The sequence below is a fragment of the Bacillus sp. FSL K6-0993 genome (assembly GCF_037977205.1).
Taxonomy (GTDB): Bacteria; Bacillota; Bacilli; order Bacillales; family Bacillaceae; genus Bacillus; species Bacillus subtilis.
This window is the reverse complement of sequence record NZ_CP150275.1, coordinates 601,506-622,500: the sequence shown is the minus strand read 5'-3', so window position 1 is coordinate 622,500 and position 20,995 is coordinate 601,506. Positions and strand designations below refer to the sequence as shown.

At 43.4% G+C, this 20,995-nt stretch carries 19 protein-coding genes, 2 tRNA genes, 1 rRNA gene, 2 pseudogenes and 1 riboswitch (1 of these 25 running past the window's edge); of the genes and pseudogenes, 7 read left to right on the top strand and 17 right to left on the bottom strand.

Annotation, left to right across the window (positions count from 1 at the left end; genetic code table 11):
* The 3 genes from MHH79_RS03285 to MHH79_RS03275 form a co-directional block, all read right to left on the bottom strand.
* Positions 1 to 844: ribosomal RNA gene (locus MHH79_RS03285) — 16S ribosomal RNA — on the bottom strand; it reaches 706 nt to the left of the window's first position.
* Between the two features lie 161 nt (positions 845 to 1,005).
* Positions 1,006 to 1,079 (bottom strand) — tRNA-Gly (locus MHH79_RS03280).
* A 13-nt stretch (positions 1,080 to 1,092) separates the two neighbouring features.
* Positions 1,093 to 1,169: transfer RNA gene (locus MHH79_RS03275), tRNA-Arg, on the bottom strand.
* 335 nt (positions 1,170 to 1,504) lie between these two features.
* Between MHH79_RS03275 and MHH79_RS03270 the strand changes: the two genes are divergently transcribed.
* Positions 1,505 to 2,359, top strand: a complete 855-nt coding sequence (locus tag MHH79_RS03270; protein ID WP_024573398.1) for a manganese catalase family protein — start codon at positions 1,505 to 1,507, stop codon at positions 2,357 to 2,359.
* 59 nt (positions 2,360 to 2,418) lie between these two features.
* Here MHH79_RS03270 and gmuG read toward each other — a convergent pair whose 3' ends face one another.
* The 8 genes from gmuG to MHH79_RS03230 all read right to left on the bottom strand — a co-directional run bounded on the left by gmuG (position 2,419) and on the right by MHH79_RS03230 (position 9,664).
* Positions 2,419 to 3,507, bottom strand: a complete 1,089-nt coding sequence (gene gmuG, locus MHH79_RS03265) for a mannan endo-1,4-beta-mannosidase (RefSeq protein ID WP_063336289.1) — start codon at positions 3,505 to 3,507, stop codon at positions 2,419 to 2,421.
* An 18-nt stretch (positions 3,508 to 3,525) separates the two neighbouring features.
* The gene (manA, locus tag MHH79_RS03260; RefSeq protein ID WP_063336288.1) at positions 3,526 to 4,473 is read right to left on the bottom strand and encodes a mannose-6-phosphate isomerase, class I; all 948 of its coding nucleotides are present in this window, start codon (positions 4,471 to 4,473) and stop codon (positions 3,526 to 3,528) included.
* Positions 4,470 to 5,369, bottom strand: a complete 900-nt coding sequence (gene gmuE, locus MHH79_RS03255) for a fructokinase GmuE (protein WP_063336287.1) — start codon at positions 5,367 to 5,369, stop codon at positions 4,470 to 4,472. Before gmuE ends, manA begins: the two co-directional genes overlap by 4 nt.
* A 28-nt stretch (positions 5,370 to 5,397) precedes the next feature.
* Complete coding sequence (gene gmuR, locus MHH79_RS03250) at positions 5,398 to 6,111, bottom strand: transcriptional regulator GmuR (RefSeq protein ID WP_015382914.1); 714 nt, start codon at positions 6,109 to 6,111, stop codon at positions 5,398 to 5,400.
* Between the two features lie 147 nt (positions 6,112 to 6,258).
* Positions 6,259 to 7,656, bottom strand: a complete 1,398-nt coding sequence (gene gmuD, locus MHH79_RS03245) for a 6-phospho-beta-glucosidase GmuD (protein ID WP_340034985.1) — start codon at positions 7,654 to 7,656, stop codon at positions 6,259 to 6,261.
* A gap of 17 nt (positions 7,657 to 7,673) precedes the next feature.
* Positions 7,674 to 9,002, bottom strand: a complete 1,329-nt coding sequence (celB, locus tag MHH79_RS03240) for a PTS cellobiose transporter subunit IIC (RefSeq protein ID WP_100506851.1) — start codon at positions 9,000 to 9,002, stop codon at positions 7,674 to 7,676.
* 18 nt (positions 9,003 to 9,020) lie between these two features.
* On the bottom strand, positions 9,021 to 9,353 hold the full coding sequence (locus tag MHH79_RS03235; RefSeq protein ID WP_015382911.1) for a PTS lactose/cellobiose transporter subunit IIA: 333 nt from the start codon (positions 9,351 to 9,353) through the stop codon (positions 9,021 to 9,023).
* Positions 9,353 to 9,664, bottom strand: coding sequence for a PTS sugar transporter subunit IIB (locus MHH79_RS03230; protein ID WP_047182172.1), 312 nt, complete (start codon positions 9,662 to 9,664; stop codon positions 9,353 to 9,355). The genes MHH79_RS03235 and MHH79_RS03230 overlap by 1 nt, the downstream gene beginning before the upstream one ends.
* Before the next feature lie 176 nt (positions 9,665 to 9,840).
* A riboswitch (purine riboswitch) is annotated at positions 9,841 to 9,940 on the top strand.
* A 55-nt stretch (positions 9,941 to 9,995) separates the two neighbouring features.
* On the opposite strand from MHH79_RS03230, the gene pbuE reads away from it, so the two are divergent.
* Positions 9,996 to 11,162: a purine transporter PbuE gene (gene pbuE, locus MHH79_RS03225; RefSeq protein WP_063336285.1), complete on the top strand. Its 1,167-nt coding sequence runs from the start codon at positions 9,996 to 9,998 to the stop codon at positions 11,160 to 11,162.
* 15 nt (positions 11,163 to 11,177) lie between these two features.
* Here pbuE and MHH79_RS03220 read toward each other — a convergent pair.
* Both MHH79_RS03220 and MHH79_RS03215 read right to left on the bottom strand, forming a co-directional pair.
* Positions 11,178 to 11,794: pseudogene (locus MHH79_RS03220) on the bottom strand (YdhK family protein).
* 141 nt (positions 11,795 to 11,935) lie between these two features.
* Positions 11,936 to 12,913 carry an HD domain-containing protein gene (locus MHH79_RS03215; RefSeq protein ID WP_340034984.1) on the bottom strand — a complete coding sequence of 326 codons (978 nt, stop codon included), beginning with the start codon at positions 12,911 to 12,913 and terminating at the stop codon, positions 11,936 to 11,938.
* A 50-nt stretch (positions 12,914 to 12,963) separates the two neighbouring features.
* Here MHH79_RS03215 and MHH79_RS03210 point away from each other — a divergent pair.
* Together MHH79_RS03210 and MHH79_RS03205 are read left to right on the top strand one after the other, a co-directional pair.
* Positions 12,964 to 13,092: pseudogene (locus tag MHH79_RS03210) on the top strand (GNAT family N-acetyltransferase); the annotation flags it as partial.
* Positions 13,093 to 13,109: 17 nt separating this feature from the next.
* Positions 13,110 to 13,607: a YdhH/YoaO family protein gene (locus MHH79_RS03205; RefSeq protein ID WP_100506849.1), complete on the top strand. Its 498-nt coding sequence runs from the start codon at positions 13,110 to 13,112 to the stop codon at positions 13,605 to 13,607.
* 74 nt (positions 13,608 to 13,681) lie between these two features.
* On the opposite strand, the gene fra is transcribed toward MHH79_RS03205, so the two are convergent.
* Complete coding sequence (gene fra, locus MHH79_RS03200) at positions 13,682 to 14,053, bottom strand: iron chaperone frataxin (protein ID WP_100506848.1); 372 nt, start codon at positions 14,051 to 14,053, stop codon at positions 13,682 to 13,684.
* A 327-nt stretch (positions 14,054 to 14,380) separates the two neighbouring features.
* Between fra and phoB the strand changes: the two genes are divergently transcribed.
* The gene (gene phoB / locus MHH79_RS03195) at positions 14,381 to 15,769 is read left to right on the top strand and encodes an alkaline phosphatase PhoB (protein ID WP_080467403.1); all 1,389 of its coding nucleotides are present in this window, start codon (positions 14,381 to 14,383) and stop codon (positions 15,767 to 15,769) included.
* 65 nt (positions 15,770 to 15,834) lie between these two features.
* A complete protein-coding gene (locus MHH79_RS03190) occupies positions 15,835 to 16,545 on the top strand; it encodes a membrane lipoprotein lipid attachment site-containing protein (protein ID WP_100506847.1) in 711 nt (236 codons plus the stop codon).
* A 38-nt stretch (positions 16,546 to 16,583) separates the two neighbouring features.
* On the opposite strand, the gene MHH79_RS03185 is transcribed toward MHH79_RS03190, so the two are convergent.
* The 3 genes from MHH79_RS03185 to MHH79_RS03175 all read right to left on the bottom strand — a co-directional run bounded on the left by MHH79_RS03185 (position 16,584) and on the right by MHH79_RS03175 (position 19,995).
* A complete protein-coding gene (locus tag MHH79_RS03185; protein ID WP_100506846.1) occupies positions 16,584 to 17,771 on the bottom strand; it encodes a glycosyltransferase in 1,188 nt (395 codons plus the stop codon).
* A 160-nt stretch (positions 17,772 to 17,931) separates the two neighbouring features.
* The gene (locus MHH79_RS03180) at positions 17,932 to 19,194 is read right to left on the bottom strand and encodes a glycoside hydrolase family 18 protein (protein WP_100506845.1); all 1,263 of its coding nucleotides are present in this window, start codon (positions 19,192 to 19,194) and stop codon (positions 17,932 to 17,934) included.
* A gap of 126 nt (positions 19,195 to 19,320) precedes the next feature.
* A complete protein-coding gene (locus MHH79_RS03175; RefSeq protein WP_063336277.1) occupies positions 19,321 to 19,995 on the bottom strand; it encodes a GntR family transcriptional regulator in 675 nt (224 codons plus the stop codon).
* Positions 19,996 to 20,243: 248 nt separating this feature from the next.
* Here MHH79_RS03175 and MHH79_RS03170 point away from each other — a divergent pair, with 248 nt between their 5' ends.
* Positions 20,244 to 20,981, top strand: coding sequence for a sulfite exporter TauE/SafE family protein (locus tag MHH79_RS03170; RefSeq protein ID WP_015482876.1), 738 nt, complete (start codon positions 20,244 to 20,246; stop codon positions 20,979 to 20,981).
* Positions 20,982 to 20,995 lie beyond the last annotated feature (14 nt).

Sequence of the window (20,995 nt, the reverse complement as noted above, 5' to 3'; positions counted from 1 at the left end):
CCTAACACTTAGCACTCATCGTTTACGGCGTGGACTACCAGGGTATCTAATCCTGTTCGCTCCCCACGCTTTCGCTCCTCAGCGTCAGTTACAGACCAGAGAGTCGCCTTCGCCACTGGTGTTCCTCCACATCTCTACGCATTTCACCGCTACACGTGGAATTCCACTCTCCTCTTCTGCACTCAAGTTCCCCAGTTTCCAATGACCCTCCCCGGTTGAGCCGGGGGCTTTCACATCAGACTTAAGAAACCGCCTGCGAGCCCTTTACGCCCAATAATTCCGGACAACGCTTGCCACCTACGTATTACCGCGGCTGCTGGCACGTAGTTAGCCGTGGCTTTCTGGTTAGGTACCGTCAAGGTACCGCCCTATTCGAACGGTACTTGTTCTTCCCTAACAACAGAGCTTTACGATCCGAAAACCTTCATCACTCACGCGGCGTTGCTCCGTCAGACTTTCGTCCATTGCGGAAGATTCCCTACTGCTGCCTCCCGTAGGAGTCTGGGCCGTGTCTCAGTCCCAGTGTGGCCGATCACCCTCTCAGGTCGGCTACGCATCGTTGCCTTGGTGAGCCATTACCTCACCAACTAGCTAATGCGCCGCGGGTCCATCTGTAAGTGGTAGCCGAAGCCACCTTTTATGTTTGAACCATGCGGTTCAAACAACCATCCGGTATTAGCCCCGGTTTCCCGGAGTTATCCCAGTCTTACAGGCAGGTTACCCACGTGTTACTCACCCGTCCGCCGCTAACATCAGGGAGCAAGCTCCCATCTGTCCGCTCGACTTGCATGTATTAGGCACGCCGCCAGCGTTCGTCCTGAGCCAGGATCAAACTCTCCGATAAATGGATCACAGGTTAAGTTCACCGCATCCTGCGGCGACACCTGTGTGACCTGCGTCGTGCAGGCCCTAGTTTGACTGACTACGCACATCGCTGTGCGATTTATAAAAAATGAATTAACAGGTACGTTTTGTCTTGTTTAGTTTTCAAAGATCATTCAATAATGGAGCGGGTGATGAGAATCGAACTCACGACATCAGCTTGGAAGGCTGAGGTTTTACCACTAAACTACACCCGCGTGGTATCTTATATGGCGCGCCCGAGAGGAGTCGAACCCCTAACCTTTTGATCCGTAGTCAAACGCTCTATCCAATTGAGCTACGGGCGCTTATTAAGCGACTTAACTATCATACTATCATTCGATGTTGAAGTCAAGAAGTTTTTTTGAAATGTTTTTCGAATCTTTTTCAATTCGACTTTTCTTATTATACACATTTTTAAAATCTTGTAAACACTTTAGAAAAACTTTTTTGTTTTTCTGTTTTGTTTCACGCTGTTCATCAGCGACGTTTAATAATATACCATGCCTGTTTTATTTGGTCAACACTTTTCCTGTATTTTTTTATTTTCTTCTATCACGCCTTCCCATGCTTATCATGTATATATTTTATCTCATCTTACAAATAATATAAGAAAATCTCTTAAGAAGAAATGAGGCGTGTTATGTATTACTACAAAGAGGAACTGATTAATATCATTAAACCGGACAAGCCAGACCCGGCAGCTGCTAAGGTCCTGCAGGAGATATTAGGCGGTCATTACGGAGAAATGCGTACAATGATGCAGTTTTTTTTCCAAAGCTCTAATTTCAGAGGAAAGCAGAAACAGTACCGCGATCTGCTTCGCGGCATTTTTTTAGAGGAGATTGCCCACGTTGAACTGGTTCAAAACACAATCAATGCTTTATTAGATGAATCAGGCGGTGAAGGTGTCGGCAGTCAAGGTACAGATCAAGCGCCACTTGATGAAGCGGTTAAACATGCTAATCCTCATCATTATATTATTGGAGCGCAAAGTTCCCTTCCTGTTGATGCAGGGGGCAATCCGTGGAACGGGTCGTGGGTGTATAACCACGGAAACTTAATTACTGACCTGCTGGATAACCTGCTTCTTGAGTCGACAGGTGTGCTGCAAAAAACAAGAATTTATGAAATGAGCTCTAATCAGACGTTCCGCGAAACACTTGCTTTTCTGATTGTACGCGACAATGCTCACCAGAATGCATTCGCGAAAGCGCTCGAGACATTGGGCGTTGAATGGGCGAAGCTGCTCCCTGTGCCGAATTATGACATTAATAAATATCCTGAGTGCAGAAAGTATGTCGAATTAGGCTACCATAATGCACAGTTTAACTTTAGGTTGGATGAAACGAGAATCAGTGAAATCTATCAAGGGAAATCTCCAAGCCGAAATGGCGGAGAGTTACAAGTAATAGATCCTCCGGCAGGGTTTCCCGTACCAGTGCTTCCTGAAATACCAAATGAACACAGTCCTGGGTTAGGCGATATGAATGCTTAATCCAGTGGGAAGGTGCTCAAGAAACTTCTTGAGCACCTTCTTAATTATGACAAACAGATTCATTCAACGATTGGCGTTAAAGAATCACCATTCCAAATTTCTCCCTTGTTGAGTGTCCAGCTATCATGATATAAAACTGAAGCACCCTTGTTTACTGCTGGGCTCCATTCATCATTCCATGCCAGAAAGTAAATGGTTTTAGGATATCTTTGTTTTATTGCATTGATAAATAGGCTGTAATCTAAGCTACCGTTTGCTGTTTGCGGGCCGACTTCTGTAAAAGCAAATGGTTTATTAAGCGCTGTTAGCTGATCGTATCCATTGATCGAGTAGGCATCTTGAAAATACGCATCTAATCCGACAATATCCACGTAAGACGCGCCCGGGTAAAAATCAGTTTTAAAATCTCGGTTGGCGTCGGGAGAGTAAACCCAAAGCAAATGATCAAGTCCTCTTGTGTCGGTCATATAATGATAGATTTTCTTGTAGAGCTGTTTATATAGAGAGATTCTTTCATTATCCTTTTGGTTATATGATGTAAGTCCCCACCAAAACCATTCACCGTTCATTTCATGCAGCGGCCTGAACAAAACAGGCACACCTTGGTTCTCCAGCTCTTGAAGTCCGTCAGCAATTTTGCTGAGCATGGCATTCAGCCGCTTCCCTTCTGCTGTTGAAGAATCTAGTATTTTTTTATACTGATCGTTTGTAATCGGTGTTTTAAAATGCCCTGACTGAAAAGCAGGATTCGCCAGGTGCATGCTGATTTGCGGGATTCCACCATTTTTCCAATACGATATTAAATCGCTGTTGCAGCTTACATCTATTGAATCTTCAATATTTGCTGTTTCAAGCCATCCTCTGGCATAATCGCAGCCGTAAATAGCAGGCGATTGCCCGGTGGCGCTTCGGATTCTATCAGCCTCAGCCATAGAAAATGTGTCATGACTGTAACCTCCGAACGCTCCGGAAAGGACTCTGTTTTCCGTTCGGTTCGGCAGGTGCGCAAGCCAGTTCATCACTGCTTTTGTTGTCTGCTGTGCATTAGGATTCACAGGCGACACAGTATGCGCTTCAATTGGTTTTGCTAAAACAGCAGACGCAAGTAAAAATAAAATGAGCAAAGAGATCGTATGTTTCTTAAACAAATGCAACTCCCCCATTCATTAAGGATGAGATATCATGAATTCACATGTTCCTTCTATTGAAAACTCGCCAAAATGCGCAGGCAAGACAAAGTGTGAGCCTGCATTGCATTCATACTGAATACCATTATTTATGATTCGTCCTGATCCGCTCAGAATACTCCCCAGCAAATAGGTTTGATGTGAAGGAAAAGCAGCTCGGCCGCTAATCTTCCATTTGTACACTGAGAAATAATCTGATTGCACATAAACAATGATCTCAGCGTTACCAACTTCTTTTACTTCCGGTGTATGCACTTTATCGATATGCGGTATCGTTATAACTTCCATGGCTTTTTCTATATGAAGTGTTCTTTTTTGGCCCTGGTCATTACAGCGGTCATAATCGTATACGCGATACGTTGTATCAGAGTTTTGCTGGATTTCAAGGACAAGGGTTCCCTCACATAAAGCATGGAGTGTACCGCTTGGCACATAAAAGAAATCTCCGGGCTTGATTTTGATTCGCCTCAGCAGACCGTTCCAATCACCGCTTTCTATTCGTTGTTTGAACTCTTCCTTTGTGCTTGCATGATGTCCCAAAATCAGTTCGGCGTCATCTTTGCAATCAATGATATACCAGCACTCCGTTTTACCAAGGTCACCATTTTCATGCAGTTTTGCATAATCATCATCAGGATGGACTTGCACGGAGAGATCCATATTGGCGTCCAACAGCTTTACCAGCAGCGGAAACACCTTACCATCCGGAAACCCGAATATCTCTGGATGATCTTGCCATACTTGATCAAGTGTCTTTCCTGCCAGCGGACCGCTTTTTACAACCGACGGGCCATGGGCATGTGCAGAAACGGCCCAGCACTCACCTGTTTTTTGTGAGGGTATTGCGTAGCCAAAAGCGTCACGAAGCTTCGTCCCTCCCCATATTCTTTCTTTAAAGACAGGCTCTAAAAATAAAGGATGTGTCATGATCGCACCTCCCCAGATGCTGCCTCTGCTTGTAAGGCCTGATGCGCCAAAACTAGCGTGCCGATGATTCCGGCGTTACTGCCTAAACGTGGAGGTACAATATAATCACTTATATCATCTGACAATTCAGAAAAATCTAAGTAGCTGTTCATGATTTTCGGTACATATTGATAGATATAAGAAAACACTTGTTTCTGTTGCATGACGCCGCCGCCAAGAATGATTTTTTTAGGTGCAAGGATCAAAATATACTGAACCAGCGCTTGGGCAATATAGTACCCTTCCAGTTCCCAGACTTGGGCTATATCTGATAAATCCGCGGCTTTTTTTCCCCAGCGCGCTTCAATGGCGGGACCGGAAGCCAAGCCTTCAAAGCAATCTTCATGATAAGGGCACTTCCCTTGGTATACGTCAGTCGGATGCCTCCGGATATAAATATGGCCCATCTCTGGGTGTGACAGCCCCTGAAGGAGCTTCCCCTCTACAATAGCTCCCGCGCCTATGCCAGTCCCAATCGTTATATACAGGCAGCTGTCGAGCCTCTTCGCTTCACCGAAAAGGAATTCACCCAGCGCTGCAGCGTTGACATCCGTACTAAACCCGACTGGGAGTTTCATTTCGTTCTTAACAGTTTGCAAAAAGGGGTAGTGTCTCCAGCCCGCTTTCGGCGTGGCCATAATGGTACCGTATGTTTGACTGGTTTTATCGTTATCAACGGGACCAAAGGAGCCGATGCCGATTGCCTGTAATGAAAATTGGCGAAAATATTGAATCACTTTCTCTATCGTTTCATCCGGCATCTTTGTGGGGAATTCTATCCTGTCAATGATCGTTCCATCTTCTCTACCGACAGCACAAACAATCTTTGTGCCGCCTGCTTCAATACCGCCAAGCATGCAGGTGGCCTCCTTGTTGTCTCCGCAATCAGCGCCGTATGTTTACAGAAGTCACAACAAACTTGTCATGCCGATGACGTGAAAAGGAATATTCAAATGGAATGCCGTTATCTAAGAAGCCCACATGTTCAACTTCAAGAATTGGATCATCCTGTTTACAGCCTAGATGCTGCTGGTCAATATGATCAGATTTGCAGGCTCTGATTTTCCGATGTGAGCCGGCAATTTTGAGCTGCAGCTCGTTTGAGATGTGGTTATAGACCGAACCATGAAGGACATCATCATTAATGCCCGGTATTAAATGAGTCGGCATATATGTTTTTTCCAATACATAGGGTTCACCTTCTACAATTCGCAGCCGAACGACATAATACACCGGTGTTTTCTGATCAATAGACAAATGGGCGGCCACTTCCTCAGTGGGAAATTGCACTTCAAACTGAATGACCTTGCTTTGGATTTTTTTATCTTTCAGCAAGTTGGTCAATCCGAGAATCTCATTGCTGACTACATGGACATGGTCATCCTGTATTGCAGATTGAATAATAAACGTGCCATGGCCTCGTTTTCTAAACAGCAGACCCTCGGCAACTAAATTATCCAAGGCTCTCTTCATCGTCATGCGGCTTGAGTTAAATTCTTTTGCAAGAGATACTTCATCAGGAATGGGCTGATCGATCGGATATACGTTATTTTTAATTCTATTTCTCATTTCATTTGCAATAATTTCGTATTTATTCATTGGTATCCTCCGGCAGCTGTTAGAGTCTGATATCACATAAGCTTTTACGGATATCATAAGTTCTTTTCCCTATTTCATCAATGTTGCGGATTTTCGTCATCTCTATTCGTTATGATGATTGCCGGAAGATCTTGACCTTTAGGAAATCTAGAAACCGCTATGCTCAGCAACCTTTTTGAACCATTTTCCGCTCTTTTTGACGGTTCTTTCTCCGTCTTTCTCAAGATTGACTGATACAAATCCGTATCGGTTTTTATAGGCATTTGTCCAAGACCAGTTGTCCATGAACGTCCATAAGTGATAGCCTTTTACGTTCGAGCCTTCCTGTATGGCGCGGTGAATCCATTTGAGGTGCTCTTTTATAAATTCAATCCGGTAATCATCTTGAATGATGCCTTGTTCATCCCTGAAGCGCTCTTCACCTTCAACCCCCATACCGTTTTCAGAAATAAAACACTCGATGTTGCCGTAGTTTTCTTTTAAATTAATCAAAATATCATAAACGCCTTTTTCATAGATCTCCCAGCCGCGATGCGGATTCATTTTGCGGCCCGGCATGACGTAGGGATCAAAATATCTGTCCGGTAAAAAAGGAGCGTCGGGATTCGGAAGATGTTCTTTCGCTTTCACACGTCTCGGCTGATAATAATTCACTCCCAACAGGTCAACCGTGTTCTTTTTGATGATGTCAAGATCTTCAGCGTTGTAATCAGGCATAAAGCCTTCATGCTTCAAAATGTCAACCAGCTCTTTGGGGAATTCGCCTTTAACAGATGGGTCTAAAAAAGATCTGTTAAAAAACGCGTCTGCGATTTCCCCGGCTTTCACATCCGCCGGATGGCTGCTTCTCGGGTATGAAGGGGTCAAATTTAAGATGATGCCGATTTTCCCGTCCTGCTTCATCTCCCTGTAAGCCTGAATAGCGCGGGCACTTGATAGCATCGTATGAAATCCAACCTGGACGGCCTCTTTAAAGTCGACCTTGTTTGGATAATGAAAATCATATAGGTATCCGCCTTCTACGGGAACGATTGGTTCATTATGCGTGAACCATTTTTTCACCCGGCCGCCAAACAAACGGAAGCAAGTTCTAGCATAGTTTTCATACACGTCAACCGTCTCTCTGTTTACCCAGCCGCCGATTTTTTGAAGCGCCATCGGCATATCGAAATGAAACAAATTGACAAAAGGTTCAATTCCGTTAGCGATCAACTCATCAATGACATTGTTATAGAAATCTGCGGCTTTATCGTTGATCTCGCCCGTTCCGTTTGGTATTAAACGTGACCAGGAAATCGACATCCGGAACGAGTTGTGGCCAAGCTCCTTCATCAGCCTGATATCTTCTTTATAGTTGTCGTAAAATTGAGATGTGTCTGCGGGTCCGACATGATCAAAAAAACGATGCGGTTCTTTTTCAAACCAATAATCCCATATATTCTGGCCTTTTCCGTCTCTGTCGGCGGCACCCTCCGTTTGTGTTGCTGAAGCGGATGATCCCCACCAAAAATCCTTTGGAAAACGATATTGTTCTGTTTGTGCCAAGTCTCTCTCCCCTTATGTCACATTTTTATGCTGTTATCATGTTGCTGAGCAGCTGAATCCTGCACAGCCTGTTCTTTTTCTTTTGCCAGATTTAATTTATCCATTGCTTTTAGGAATGGAAACCAGATCACGAAGACAATCAGCAGATTGATAAGCTGCATCACGCCCCCCATGATTGAGTTCGTCGCCATGATGCCATTAATGAATAATGGAACCGTCCACGGCACCGTCACACCAGTCGGAGGCGGAACGAGCCCGGCTGACATAGCCAGATAGGTGACGAGCGTAACAACCATCGGTGCCAGCACCCAAGGCACAATAATGATCGGATTCATGACGATCGGAAGCCCGAAGATAATCGGTTCGTTTACGTTAAAAATACCGGGAGCGAGGCCAAGTTTTGATACTTGCTTCATCTGCCTGCTTTTCATGAATATGAGAATGGTAAACACAATCGCAAGCGTCATCCCGGTTCCGCCCATCCCTACTGTATAAATCTCCATAAACGGTTTTGAAATAATATGAGGGATTTCTTTTCCCGCCGTGTAAGCAGAAAGGTTTTCTACCTGCAGTGTATTCCAAATCGGGTCCATCACGGAGTTGATAATGATCTGTCCATGCAGTCCGAAAAACCAAAGAATTTGAATGAAAAACACGGCAATCAGCGTTGGGATGATACCGCTTCCAAGTCCGACAAGCGGAGCCTGTATTGCGTGATAAATGACGTCGTGCATATTTGTTTTAAAAAACAGAGTCACCATTACGTTAATCAGCAAAAATACAGTCAATGTGATAAAAGCCGGAATAAGTGCGGCGAATGATTTTGCTACAGCAGGCGGAACGCCGGCTGGCATTTTGATTGTCAGGTTTTTTTGAACAATTCTTCTGTAAATTTCACCAGAAAGAAATGCCGTAATCATCCCAAGAAACATCCCTTTTGCACCGAGACGGTCGACCGGGATAACCCCTGTAATGGCATCTCCTGTTTCCGGCTGAACGATAAATGGCGTTAAGAGCAAAAAGGAAACCAAAGCAATCGCTCCGCCAAATACAGCTTCGACCTGATAGCTTTTTGACAGGTAATAGCCTATTCCGAACACAACAAAGACAGACATAATGCCCATAGTCGCCGTGGAGGCAATGCCGAAATGAGACTGAAACGATGTAAGCGTTGAGGCGTTCATGATTTTGTTTAGAAACGGCAAATTCGTTAACACGACAAAAATGGACCCGAATATCGTAAGCGGGAAAGCCAGCATAAATGCATCACGCAGCACTTGCAAATAACGGTTATTGTTTAACCTCCCTGCAATTGGAACAAGGAATTGGCTGATTTTCTCGAACACCCTATCCACCCCGATTATTTATAGATTCTTTGTTTTAAAAATATCAAGCATCTCTTTCACTAATTCTTTCATGGATAATGTTGACATCAGGTGATCCTCCGCATGCATGAGCAGCAATGAGAAAGCTTGTGCTTCTCCGCCGGATTCCTTCTGTATCATTTGAAAGTGAATGTCATGGGCCGCGGATAAATCCTGCTCAGCCTTGGTAATGAGGGCATCCGCCTCATCCTTGTTCCCTTCTTTGTAGGCGCGCAGTGATTGTATGATGCAGCTGCGGGCATTGCCGCTGTGCAAGATAAGCTGAAAACTGATTTGTTCATCTGTTAAATTCGTGATTTTCACCTGTTCCATTATTGATTCTCCATTAAGGACAATGCCTGCTCATACGCTTTTTTCCCATCTGCCATTCCGTAGGCCATCATGTCAATGACTTCAACCCGAATGTTGTATTGATCCGCCTCTTTTTGGAGTTCGCTTTTCAGAAAGCTCATTTGCGGACCGATCAAAACGGCATCCGCTTTTCTCATGTCTTCTTTTGCTTTATCCTGGCCAACAGCCCAAATCTCCGCATCCTCACCGATAGACTGTGCGTATTCCTTCATTTTTGTCACCAATAAACTGGTAGACATTCCTGAACTGCACGCGAGTAATATTTTTTTCAACTGCTATCCCCCCTTGTGATTAAAACGCTTACATGGATTATTATAGTCATTTATTTTTAAATGTCTATACTTTTATAAAATAAATATAATCATATACTTGTCCGGTTCATCATTTTGTAAATTTTTCTATGGAAGATTCATTCATAATGTGGTACACTCATCAACGGAAACGAATCAATTAAATAGCTATTATCACTTGTATAACCTCAATAATATGGTTTGAGGGTGTCTACCAGGAACCGTAAAATCCTGATTACAAAATTTGTTTATGACATTTTTTGTAATCAGGATTTTTTTTATTTATCAAAACATTTAAGTAAAGGAGTTTGTTATGAATTTCAAAGTTTTCCTGCTTGCAGCTTCTACGATTGCAGTCGGATTGGTTGAGTTAATTGTGGGGGGAATTCTTCCTCAGATCGCAAATGATTTAGACATTTCCATTGTTTCAGCCGGACAGTTGATCAGTGTGTTTGCGCTGGGATATGCAGTGTCTGGGCCGCTGCTTTTGGCATTGACTGCGAAGATTGAGCGGAAGCGCTTATATCTAATTGCTTTATTTGTTTTCTTCCTTAGCAATCTTGTCGCCTATTTCAGCCCTAATTTCGCAACACTGATGGTATCTAGGGTATTGGCAGCAATGAGTACAGGGCTGATTGTTGTGCTTTCTTTAACAATTGCCCCGAAAATTGTAGCGCCTGAATACAGAGCCCGCGCAATCGGAATTATTTTTATGGGTTTCAGCTCTGCTATCGCATTAGGCGTGCCGCTCGGAATCTTAATCAGCGATTCCTTCGGGTGGCGGATTTTGTTCCTTGGCATCGGCCTGTTGGCGCTGATCTCCATGCTGATTATTTCAATCTTCTTTGAAAGAATACCGGCGGAGAAAATGATTCCTTTCCGGGAACAACTCAAGACGATCGGTAATCTGAAAATCGCGAGTTCACACCTCGTCACGATGTTTACATTAGCTGGCCACTACACGCTTTACGCTTACTTTGCGCCGTTTTTAGAAGAGACTCTTCACCTGAGCTCTTTCTGGGTCAGCATTTGTTATTTCCTTTTCGGGATATCTGCTGTATGCGGAGGCCCTTTCGGAGGAGCGCTATCTGACCGGCTTGGTTCCTTTAAGAGCATTTTGCTGGTGACCGGTTCCTTTGCCATCATTATGTTCTTACTGCCGCTGTCTACATCGTCTATGATTTTCTTTTTGCCTGTCATGGTGATTTGGGGTCTTCTGAGCTGGAGCCTCGCCCCGGCTCAGCAAAGCTATTTAATTGAAATTGCACCTGATTCGTCTGACATTCAGCAAAGCTTTAACACGTCGGCCCTCCAAGTCGGAATTGCCCTTGGCTCAGCCATTGGCGGTGTTGTTTTGGATCAGACGGGTACTGTGGTGTCAACAGCATGGTGCGGCGGGTCAATTGTGATCATCGCTGTCCTGTTTGCTGTAATTTCTTTAACAAGACCTGTTCAGACAGCAAAAAAATCCTCCTTGTAAAAGGAGGATTTTTTATTATTTAGCTGAAAGCTCATCTTCTGTGACCCATTTGTGGTTTTTCACTTTTTCGCCGCTCATTGTCGATGTATAGTCAACCATGTATACAGTTGTTTTTTCCGCGGAGTCGATCTCGGCTGTTGCTCCTTTCATGCCTTTCATATGAGAAGCCTCTAAAATCACCTGATCTCCGGGTTGTAACGTTTTATCTCCAGCATCTTTGATTTCTTCTTGGATCACCCATTTGTGATGATCCACACGCTGTCCCCCATTAGTCGGAGTATAAGAAACAACATACGCCGTTGTATCATAGGCGCCTGTTACCGTAGCTTCGGCACCTTTCATGCCTTTCATATGGGAAGTATTGATGGTTACCTGGCTGCCTACTTTGTATTTCGGATTTTTAGATTCCTGTAATCCCTCTGGAACGTCAGCTGATCCGGAATGGTCCATCTCTTCATGTGTTGAGGAGTCTGAATGATTGTCATGTGTGCTTTGTTTCGTACTGTTGTTATTGCCGCATGCTGATAAAACTAAAACAAGAGATAACATCAGAATTCCCAGTGCATTTTTAGAGATTTTCATGTTCATTCTCCTTTGCTTCATTTTTCCCTGTAACTTTTGCCCGCAGACAATGAAAACATGCCCTATCGATAATACTATACCCCCGAACGGTATGTAAATACGCTGATATTCTCATAAAGCATTCCCGCAGTTTGTCCTATTCCCCTTTGTTTGCAAAGCCAAACATGAAAAAAGCCGCTGTCAGGCGGCAATTACTGTTTTAAGATTTTTATATACACACCTTTTTTTGCTTTTTGATAAGCGGCCTCACCCATTTTCCTCACCTTTTCAGAAGCATCTGAGGATTTGATCCATTCGTCATCAAGAAAAATGGATGGATCGATTAGGCGCATTTTCTTCTTTTGATGGAAATCGTACTGAATGTCATCCTCTATTACTTGTATGCCGGGATGAATAGCTGTAAGCAAGCTCAGGACTTCTTCATTTTTTGATGCACGCAGGATGTTCAGTACCTCTTGGTCCGTTTTCAGGAGATCCTCTGCGGATATGACATCATGCCGCAGCGCTGCCTTCAATGCTCGCGCTAAATACTCATATCCATATACATTCACGGGATTCAAAAAGAAATCAATCACTTCCTTGTAGTACACACTGACAAACCATTCGGCAGCTTCAATACTATCAGGAAACATCCTTCCGTTTCTCACAATAAGATGATCCAAAAAGGTTTGCGCTTCGTGCAGGTTAAGGTGTCCATATCGGTACATATCACGCAGCGTATAGTCTGTCCGATCAGCACACAGCTCCGGTGCGGGCTGTTCGAGCAATGTCCACCTTGAATCGTCAGATAAAAGTTCTTCAGTATGATAGCCATGTTTTTGTAAAATGTCCGGGATTTCAGAGTGAACAATGACTTGTTGAAAGATGTTTTCATGATAGTCTTCTGCTTGATTTTCAAAGACAACGTCGACCACATGAGAAAAAGCTGTGTGTGATACGTCGTGGAGCAGACCCGCAATCTGTTCTTCTATCGTTCCTCCGAGCTTTTTGATGAGGAGCATTACGCCGATGGAGTGCTCATACCTGGTCACATTCCACCTTCGATTGACTAAAAAGCTTGCTCCGCCTTGATAGATTCCTTTTAATCTTTGCACAGGAGCGCTTTTGATAAGCTCTTCCAGCACTCCGTCTATATGGTGCTGCCCGTAAATGACATCGCTGATTTCCATGCCGTCACCTCAACATCTATTTTTTTGTTATATATTGTTTATATGCAATCTTTCAATTCGCCGCAGTGTTTCCGAACGCAGTTGAAAAAGCGCGCCGACTCAAGCCGGAGATTCCCGAGGTGGCTGAAAACGGCATTTTGATTCGGGATGAAATTCTATTTTCGAAGGTAATTGATTAAACGAATAGGAGTCTTTTATGTCCAGTCATTATAAATACCCTCTCATTTTCACGGCATTCCTATTAATCGCTTTCTGCTTGATCTTTTTTTCCTATCACCTGATTCATCATGTTCGTTTGGAGTATCCGAATTGGCAGGGAGAAAGCAAAGACCAGAATTGGGAAGCTGTTTTCAAAAAAAATGAAGATGCACCAAATGAATACAGCGGCGAACTTTATTGGATCGGTGAACCACATGAAACAGACAACACTTATTTGGAATCACTGATTGTAAAAAAGGATGATGAAGTTCTGCTGAGTTCTGACACGGAAATCCCGATGCATGATTATGCTGGAGGCACTTTTTCTGATGGAAGCGCAAAAGAAAAATCCGTTTCTTTTTTAGAGCGGTTAGATGAACATGAGCTTGAAGGCCATGATATTACGATTGAAGTGAAATGGAAACAAGGTAATCATTATTCTGCGAGTCAGCTTACGCTCAATGAAAAGACCTTGTTTGATGAAAAGCAGCAATAGATGATCAAAACGAAAAATAGACAAATGAAAAGGCATAGCATATTTTATACAGCTCATATGTTATGCCTTTTTCTTCATTTCCGCCAAAAAGTGGAGCAGTCTGCCTTATCCCGAATATTAAACTCAATCATGTTCTCAAGTAGCGTGTAATCAACTGGACCGTTCCAAGGGATACGTATTAGCTGCTCGGTGTAGTCATATCCGGCCTTCACAATATCATCCTCTACGTGCGCTATCGTTACTTTTTCAGGAGCGACAGCTAAATGCTTTTTAGAAACACTAAAGCCAATAATAAATGTACCGTGATCCGTAAACATCGGCTGGTTCCATTTTATTTCTGTATGTAAATTTGGATATTTATCTTTGATCCAAGTCAACACCTCTTCCGTTCTTTCTCGGCGGAACGGGTCATCAATCCCCGCTAAATACTCAGAAAAAACGTCCATGTTGTTCCCTCCTAAAATAAAATGATGCCACTCCATATGAACTGCTCAGACATGTACTTACACAATACCTCTTTCCAACATAATACTTAAAATTGTTCAAGATGTAAGCGGGTTGCTTCTATGCGACTATAGCAGATTTCAGTCCGCCTATCCACGGCCAGTATCTATTCCTCCCATTTATTTCTTTAGTACTATCACTCTTTCCTTTGATAGCCAGTTCATTATTCTTGTAAATCCAATCTTTAAAATCGATTAATACTAGCTTAACAGTTTAAAAATATAATTGGGTTGTCATTGAGATTCATCTATATTTAGGAGGTTATCCAGTTGAAAAAATTCCCGAAGAAATTACTGCCTATCGCGGTTTTATCATCAATTGCGTTCAGCAGCTTAGCCAGCGGCAGTGTGCCTGAAGCCAGCGCCCAGGAAAAGAAAAAGGGGAACCACGACGAAATTAAGAATGTTATTGTTCTGATTGGTGATGGTATGGGTGTTTCTTATACGTCCGCTTATCGATACTTAAAGGATAATAAAAAGACAAAAGTTGTGGAGCCTACGGCTTTTGATCAGTATCTTGTCGGCCAGCAAACAACTTACCCCGATGATCCTGAACAAAATGTAACGGATTCTGCAGCGGCGGCAACGGCTATGTCTGCGGGAATTAAAACATACAATAATGCCATAGCCGTGGATAACGACGGGTCAGAAGCCAAAACGGTGCTTGAAGCTGCGAAAGAAAAAGGAAAAGCAACAGGACTTGTGGCCACTTCAGAAATTACACACGCCACTCCGGCCTCTTTCGGTTCACACGACCACAGCCGAAAAAATATGAACTCAATTGCGAATGATTATTTTGATGAGATGGTCAACGGCAAGCACAAAATTGATGTCCTTCTAGGCGGAGGAAAAAGCAATTTTGACCGTAAGGACCGTAATTTGATTAAGGAATTCAAAAAAGCGGGGTACAGCTATGTGGATAACCGCAAGGACATGCTGAAAAACAAAGACAGCCAAGTTCTCGGCCTATTCGCTGACGGCGGCCTGCCTAAAAAGATTGACCGTACGAAGGATATTCCATCACTTAAAGATATGACAAACACAGCCATTAAAAAATTAAACAAGGATAAAGACGGATTCTTCCTCATGGTGGAAGGCAGCCAAATTGACTGGGCGGGCCATGACAATGATATCGTCGGCGCCATGAGCGAGATGGAAGACTTCGAACAAGCTTATAAGGCGGCTATTGATTTCGCTAAAAAAGACAAGCACACATTGGTTGTCGCAACGGCTGACCACTCAACCGGCGGATATTCCATCGGTGCGGACGGCATCTACAACTGGTTCAGTGAACCCATTAAAGCCGCAAAACGCACACCTGACTTTATGGCAGAAAAGATCGCTGACGGCGCGGATGTTGAAAAAACTTTGAAAACATATATCGATCAAAAAAAATTGGCTTTAACAAAAGCCGAAATTCAATCTGTTGAAGAAGCGGCAAAATCGAAGGAAGTGCTGGATATCGATAACGCAATCGAGAACATTTTTAATAAACGCTCTCACACTGGATGGACAACAGGCGGACATACCGGTGAAGATGTTCCCGTCTATGCATACGGTCCGTCTAGTGAGACATTTGCCGGCCAAATCGACAATACAGAAATCGCCAAAAATGTCTTCAAAGCTTTACAATACAATATTAAGATTAACGATAAGTAAAAGAATACAAGGTGTCCCGTTGCTTGTATGAAGTAACGGGATCTCTTTTTAATGGAGGAATCATCATGAGAAGAATTCTTTCAATTTTCGTTTTTGCTATCATGCTTGCGGGCTGCTCATCAAACGCCAGTACTGAAAAACAGCATGCAGGCGGGGAGAAAACAGTAAAAGCTGAGCCGCAAAGCACTTCATCCCAGAAGGACAGCACAGATGATTATCAGCCTAATTCCCAGGTAACTGATGACCGGTCATTGCTTAAGGTCGGCCAAACGTTTTCAGATGATAAAGGAAAAGCTGTCTTAAAAGATATCAAACAAGTGAACAAAACCTATAAAATTGGCGACGTGGAGTTAACAGTAAAAAAAATGAAGCTGATCCACTTGCGCCCGGACTACAGCATGATTGATTACTTTCATGAGTTAACACACGATGAAGAGTTTGATTTCGTTAAGGTTTTCGTTGATATCAAGAACACCTCTTCAAAAAAAGTAAATGTTGCACCGATTGCATTGATGAAAACAAATACGGGCGAAACCTTCGATTGGAACAAAGATATTTATCTTGAAGAGTTAAACGGCGAATTGCAAGGCGGCGCCGAAAAGTCCGGAAATCTCGGCTTTATTGTGAACGCATCAAGCGGCCATGCTCATGATAAGGCCGCGGATGCTGAGAAGAAAACAAAAGAGATTAAGTGGATCGAAATCACGACAAGTGACGTCTTTGACCATAACCATAAGAAAATCAGTGATGCTCAAAAAATCAAAATCAAGTTTTAAATCAAGAACTCCCGTACAAGGTACGGGAGTTCTTTTTCTTATTTGTTTTTTTGGCGAATCAACTCATCAATCCGCTCCATCACTTCTTCCATGTCCATACATTCTTTGAAGCTTTGATTGATTTTTTTAATGCCTGCCGTATACTGATCGTTGCGCAAAACCTCATCTACGGCCTGTTTTAATATTTGGACATTGACTTCATCTTTAGAGATGACATAGCCTGCATGGAGTTCAGAGAGACGCTGCGCCACCATCGGCTGATCCTTATCATGAGGCATGACAACCAGTGGCACGCTGAAATGAATGCCTTCGTTTACGCTGTTCATTCCGCCGTGTGTAATGAAAACATCCGATTGCTCCAGCACTTCCAGCTGAGGGACATACGGAGCAATGATAAAGTTTTCCGGCGCCTGCTTTAATTTGGTCAGGTCCGCTTTTTCTCCGGCAGCGATGACGACTTTTCCGTTAAAGCCTGAAAATGCATCAATACAAAGGTTGAAGAAATCCTCTGTATGATCCAGTACAGTCCCCATTGAAATATAAATGACCTTCTCATCTTTTAGCTGTTCAATCGGGAAATTTGTTTTTTCCGCTCTCTTTGGAAAGCTCGGCCCGATAAACAGACATTCATCCCCGAAACGATCACTTTCTGGCTGAAAATAACGGCTTGTATACACTACGTTCAATTCCCCTTTATTGTTCATGAATTGAACCAGGTTTTTCGGGGCAACACCGTACGTTTCTTTCATTTTTGCCAAAAGGTCTTCGCACTCTTGATCCAATTCAAGCGGCGCTCCAGACTCCGGATGCAGCGGCAGGATTTTCAGGTGCTCCTCGCCAAACAAGAAAGACGCCGATGAAGAGACTCCTGGAATATCTAAGTAATCCCTTACCAATTCCCCCGCGCCGAATTTATCATAATAAACAAAATCAAATTGAATGCTCTTAGATAAGTCTTTGACAATCTGTAAAATGTCCAATGACGTTTTGATATGGATTTTCACGAAATCAAGAATGCCATTGGGCGAACCGACATGAATAGGTGTCGTTCGCAGCAGATCCCGGTGAAGATGGACCGTTGCTCCCGCTGCTTCTAATCGTTTTTTATATTTTTCAGTGGATATATAATGGACATCATATCCCTTATCGGAAAACGCTTTTGTAATGCCTAAGGTAGGATTCACATGGCCTTCCGCAGGAAAATTCAAAATCAATACTGTCTTCATGTAGACAACTCCCTCTCAAATCGTATTCTGACTCTTTGTTTGATCAGACTACTACTAATCGTAAAATGGGAACACAACCCATGCAAGGTACAAATGAATGAACTATTCTGCTGCTCTGGACTTAATCAAAAAAAAGACACCCAAGCTCTGGTGTCTTTTTTTATACTTTTCTGATCGTAAAAAATTTCCGCAGAAGCCATGGGCCCGGTGTAAAGCCCAGCGTTAACTGCCAAGCGCCAATAGCCTGCAATCTGTATTCGCGGACGATCTGCATCTTCCGGCTCATGCTCCTGACATCCTCAAACCATACCTCATGCGTCCGCCCCTGCTGATCACTGTACCGGAAAAACGGTGATTGATATTCGGCTGAATATTGTATCGGGGCTTGGTACCTCATCGCTCTTTCGATTGCGTTTTGATTTGAAATCGCTGAAGCAACTGTGCCCGGCTGATACGGGATGATCCAGTCGTACCCGTAGAGCGGGACTCCGATAATGATTTTTCTGCTCGGCACCTGCGCAATCGTAAACTCAATGGTTCTCCTTATTTCAGTAATCGGCGCTACAGGACCCGGCTCACTTCCGGCATGATGCCAATCATAAGCCATGATAAACATATAATTAACAACCGCTCCTATTCCTCCGTAATCATAGCCTCTCAGCCAGGGGATATTATCGCTTGTTTTTGCCGGAACAGCTATCGTCAGCACATATCCTCCCGCCTGAAGGCGATCTCTCAGCTGACGCAAAAAACCAGTGAAAAGGTCACGATCCTCGGCGCTCACCTGTTCAAAATCGATTGTCACACCGCCATATCCCCTTGTGGAAACTAAGTTATAAATGTTGTTGACCAGATTGGTTCTCGCTGTCGGGTTGTTCAGGACTTGGTGAACGAGTTCTGTACTGAATCCTGTTGATGTAAGGTTTGTTATGGTCGCAAGCGGCGTCACCCGTCTTTGCCAAGTTGTCTCGATAGCAGCCGCATCATTCAATTGGTTTGCAATGTCGCCGTTCGGTGCAATATGGTATTCGAAAATCGAAATTGAAGACGAGTATGGCGCATAATCATTGATCAGCTCCCGATCGAGGTCAGGATTTCGGAGCACGTAAAAACTTAATGTTCCCGCAATGTAATTTGAGATCGAAGGAATCGTTATTTTTGCTCCCGCTTGTAAAGCATTTGGGCTGATGCCCGGATTGGCGGCTCGCAGACGCTCTAATGGCACAAACGCTTTAGCTGCAATGGCGGTAAGCGTATCTCCCGGCTGGACTGTATATACATAAAGAGGGATAAGCAGAGCCTGCCCCGGCACGATATTCGTTTCATCTAAACCATTCACACCCCGTATTTGATCAACAGAAGCACCGTATCTTCTGCCTATCGAAAACAAAGAATCACCAGGCCCGACGATATGGATAAACATGTTTAACCCCCATTATTCGTTAGTCAAACCATCATAAAATCTTATTAACGGGGCCTCTTAGATATGTGGTGAATACATAAAAAAATACCAAGGGTTCTGCTCCCCCTTGGTACCGGATCATACAAATCAATTCTCTGTTCCTTCTTCAAGTACATGCTTCAAATGCTCACAGTCATGATTGAAATGAGCCAGCACATACTGTTTGGCTGCTTCTTTGTTTTTCTTTTTCACTTCTTCAAATATCTTGCGGTGTTCACTCAGGATCGTTTCTGCACGGTGGTCACCAGTATAATTAAGGATTCTGCAAAAGTGAATCAGATCATTTACATGCTCAAGCAAATTTTTCAAATGTCTGTTATGGCTGAAATCAACCAGCAGCTCATGAAATTTTTGGTTTAAACGAATGATTTCCGTATCTTCCGTGCCGTTGTGAATCGCTTTCTCTGTTTCTTCAAGCTGTTTTTCGAGTATGGTCAGCTCTTCTTCGTCCGCTTCGTCTATGACTAATTCAACTGCCAGCTGCTCCAGCGGAATTCTGATTTTATAAATCTCATCTACATCTTTTGCCGTTAATGACGTGATCGAAAATCCATTTCGGTCATCCGCTTTTAACAAACCATCTTTCTCAAGCAATCGCATGGCTTCCCTTATCGGAGAGCGGCTGACGCCAAAGCTTTTCGCCAGCTGTGTTTCGTTTATCCGTTCCCCAGGCTTAAAAGTCCCGTTGAAGATCATTTTTTTTAGCTGGTTATAAAATTGCAGGTAGTAGGGAGTCGGCTTATCTAATTTAAAATCGTCCATATATAATACCTCTTTTGAATATATTCAAGGGCTTTTCTTCATCAAAATCATATAACAGATGGTAATGGGAAGCAACAAACTGCCTTGTCAGATCCCAGAATTTGAGGTACGATATGTTTGCTGAACGACGGTCGACGGACTACTGGCAACTGAAAAAACGGCGTGTTTTTCTTCGTCAATAGGACACCATACCTCCGCCAGAATAGCGCACGATTACATTTTTACATCTTTTCAATGGAGGAAAAAATATGCTCATTATTCTTGTTATGTTTCTTCTAGGAATTATTTTAGGCTTTATTGGCGCCGGTGGAGCCGGCTTTGTCATTGCCCTTTTAACGCTTCTTTTCCATATCCCGATTCATACGGCTTTAGGCACTTCGCTTGCCGGCATGGCTTTTACAAGCTTATCAGGGGCATACAGCCACTATCGCGAGGGCAACATTCAAATGAAAATCGGCTTAATAGTCGGAGGCTTTGCTGCGGTTGGCTCATTTTTCGGCGCCAAGCTGACATCTTTTATTCCGGCTGATTTGCTTCATTATTTGACGGCTGGAATGTTATTTTTATCAGCAATTCTCATTTTAATCAGATTATTTATTTTAAAAGAGAAGGCTCAAGTGAATCAAAGCACTCTTTCAACGTATACGAGAGCGGTCATCTTAGGAATTGTAGCCGGCGTTCTTTCCGGCACATTCGGCATAGGGTCGGCACCTTTTATTCAAATCGGTTTAATGATTATGCTGAATCTGTCCATTCGCCATTCTGTCGGAACGACGATGCTTGTGATCATCCCTCTGGCTGTAGGTGGAGGCATCGGATATATCACAGAAGGTTTTGTTGATTATGTATTGCTGATCAAAGTTCTGGTCGGGACAATGTGCGGTGCCTATGTAGGCGCAAAATTCACCAACCTTATGCCAAAGGTGGTTTTGAAATCAGCCATCTTTTTGACTCCGGCGATTGCAGGCCTGCTGTTATTATTCTAAATAAAACAAAAAAC

Coding starts and splice junctions, on each gene's coding strand:
- MHH79_RS03180 (WP_100506845.1), bottom strand. CDS start 19,194: ATGTTTATCCATATCGTCGGGCCTGGTGATTCTTTGTTTTCGATAGGC.
- manA (WP_063336288.1), bottom strand. CDS start 4,473: ATGACACATCCTTTATTTTTAGAGCCTGTCTTTAAAGAAAGAATATGG.
- MHH79_RS03270 (WP_024573398.1), top strand. CDS start 1,505: ATGTATTACTACAAAGAGGAACTGATTAATATCATTAAACCGGACAAG.
- MHH79_RS03205 (WP_100506849.1), top strand. CDS start 13,110: ATGTCCAGTCATTATAAATACCCTCTCATTTTCACGGCATTCCTATTA.
- MHH79_RS03235 (WP_015382911.1), bottom strand. CDS start 9,353: ATGGAACAGGTGAAAATCACGAATTTAACAGATGAACAAATCAGTTTT.
- MHH79_RS03170 (WP_015482876.1), top strand. CDS start 20,244: ATGCTCATTATTCTTGTTATGTTTCTTCTAGGAATTATTTTAGGCTTT.
- gmuR (WP_015382914.1), bottom strand. CDS start 6,111: ATGAATAAATACGAAATTATTGCAAATGAAATGAGAAATAGAATTAAA.
- MHH79_RS03185 (WP_100506846.1), bottom strand. CDS start 17,771: ATGAAGACAGTATTGATTTTGAATTTTCCTGCGGAAGGCCATGTGAAT.
- pbuE (WP_063336285.1), top strand. CDS start 9,996: ATGAATTTCAAAGTTTTCCTGCTTGCAGCTTCTACGATTGCAGTCGGA.
- MHH79_RS03190 (WP_100506847.1), top strand. CDS start 15,835: ATGAGAAGAATTCTTTCAATTTTCGTTTTTGCTATCATGCTTGCGGGC.
- fra (WP_100506848.1), bottom strand. CDS start 14,053: ATGGACGTTTTTTCTGAGTATTTAGCGGGGATTGATGACCCGTTCCGC.
- MHH79_RS03215 (WP_340034984.1), bottom strand. CDS start 12,913: ATGGAAATCAGCGATGTCATTTACGGGCAGCACCATATAGACGGAGTG.
- MHH79_RS03175 (WP_063336277.1), bottom strand. CDS start 19,995: ATGGACGATTTTAAATTAGATAAGCCGACTCCCTACTACCTGCAATTT.
- gmuE (WP_063336287.1), bottom strand. CDS start 5,369: ATGCTTGGCGGTATTGAAGCAGGCGGCACAAAGATTGTTTGTGCTGTC.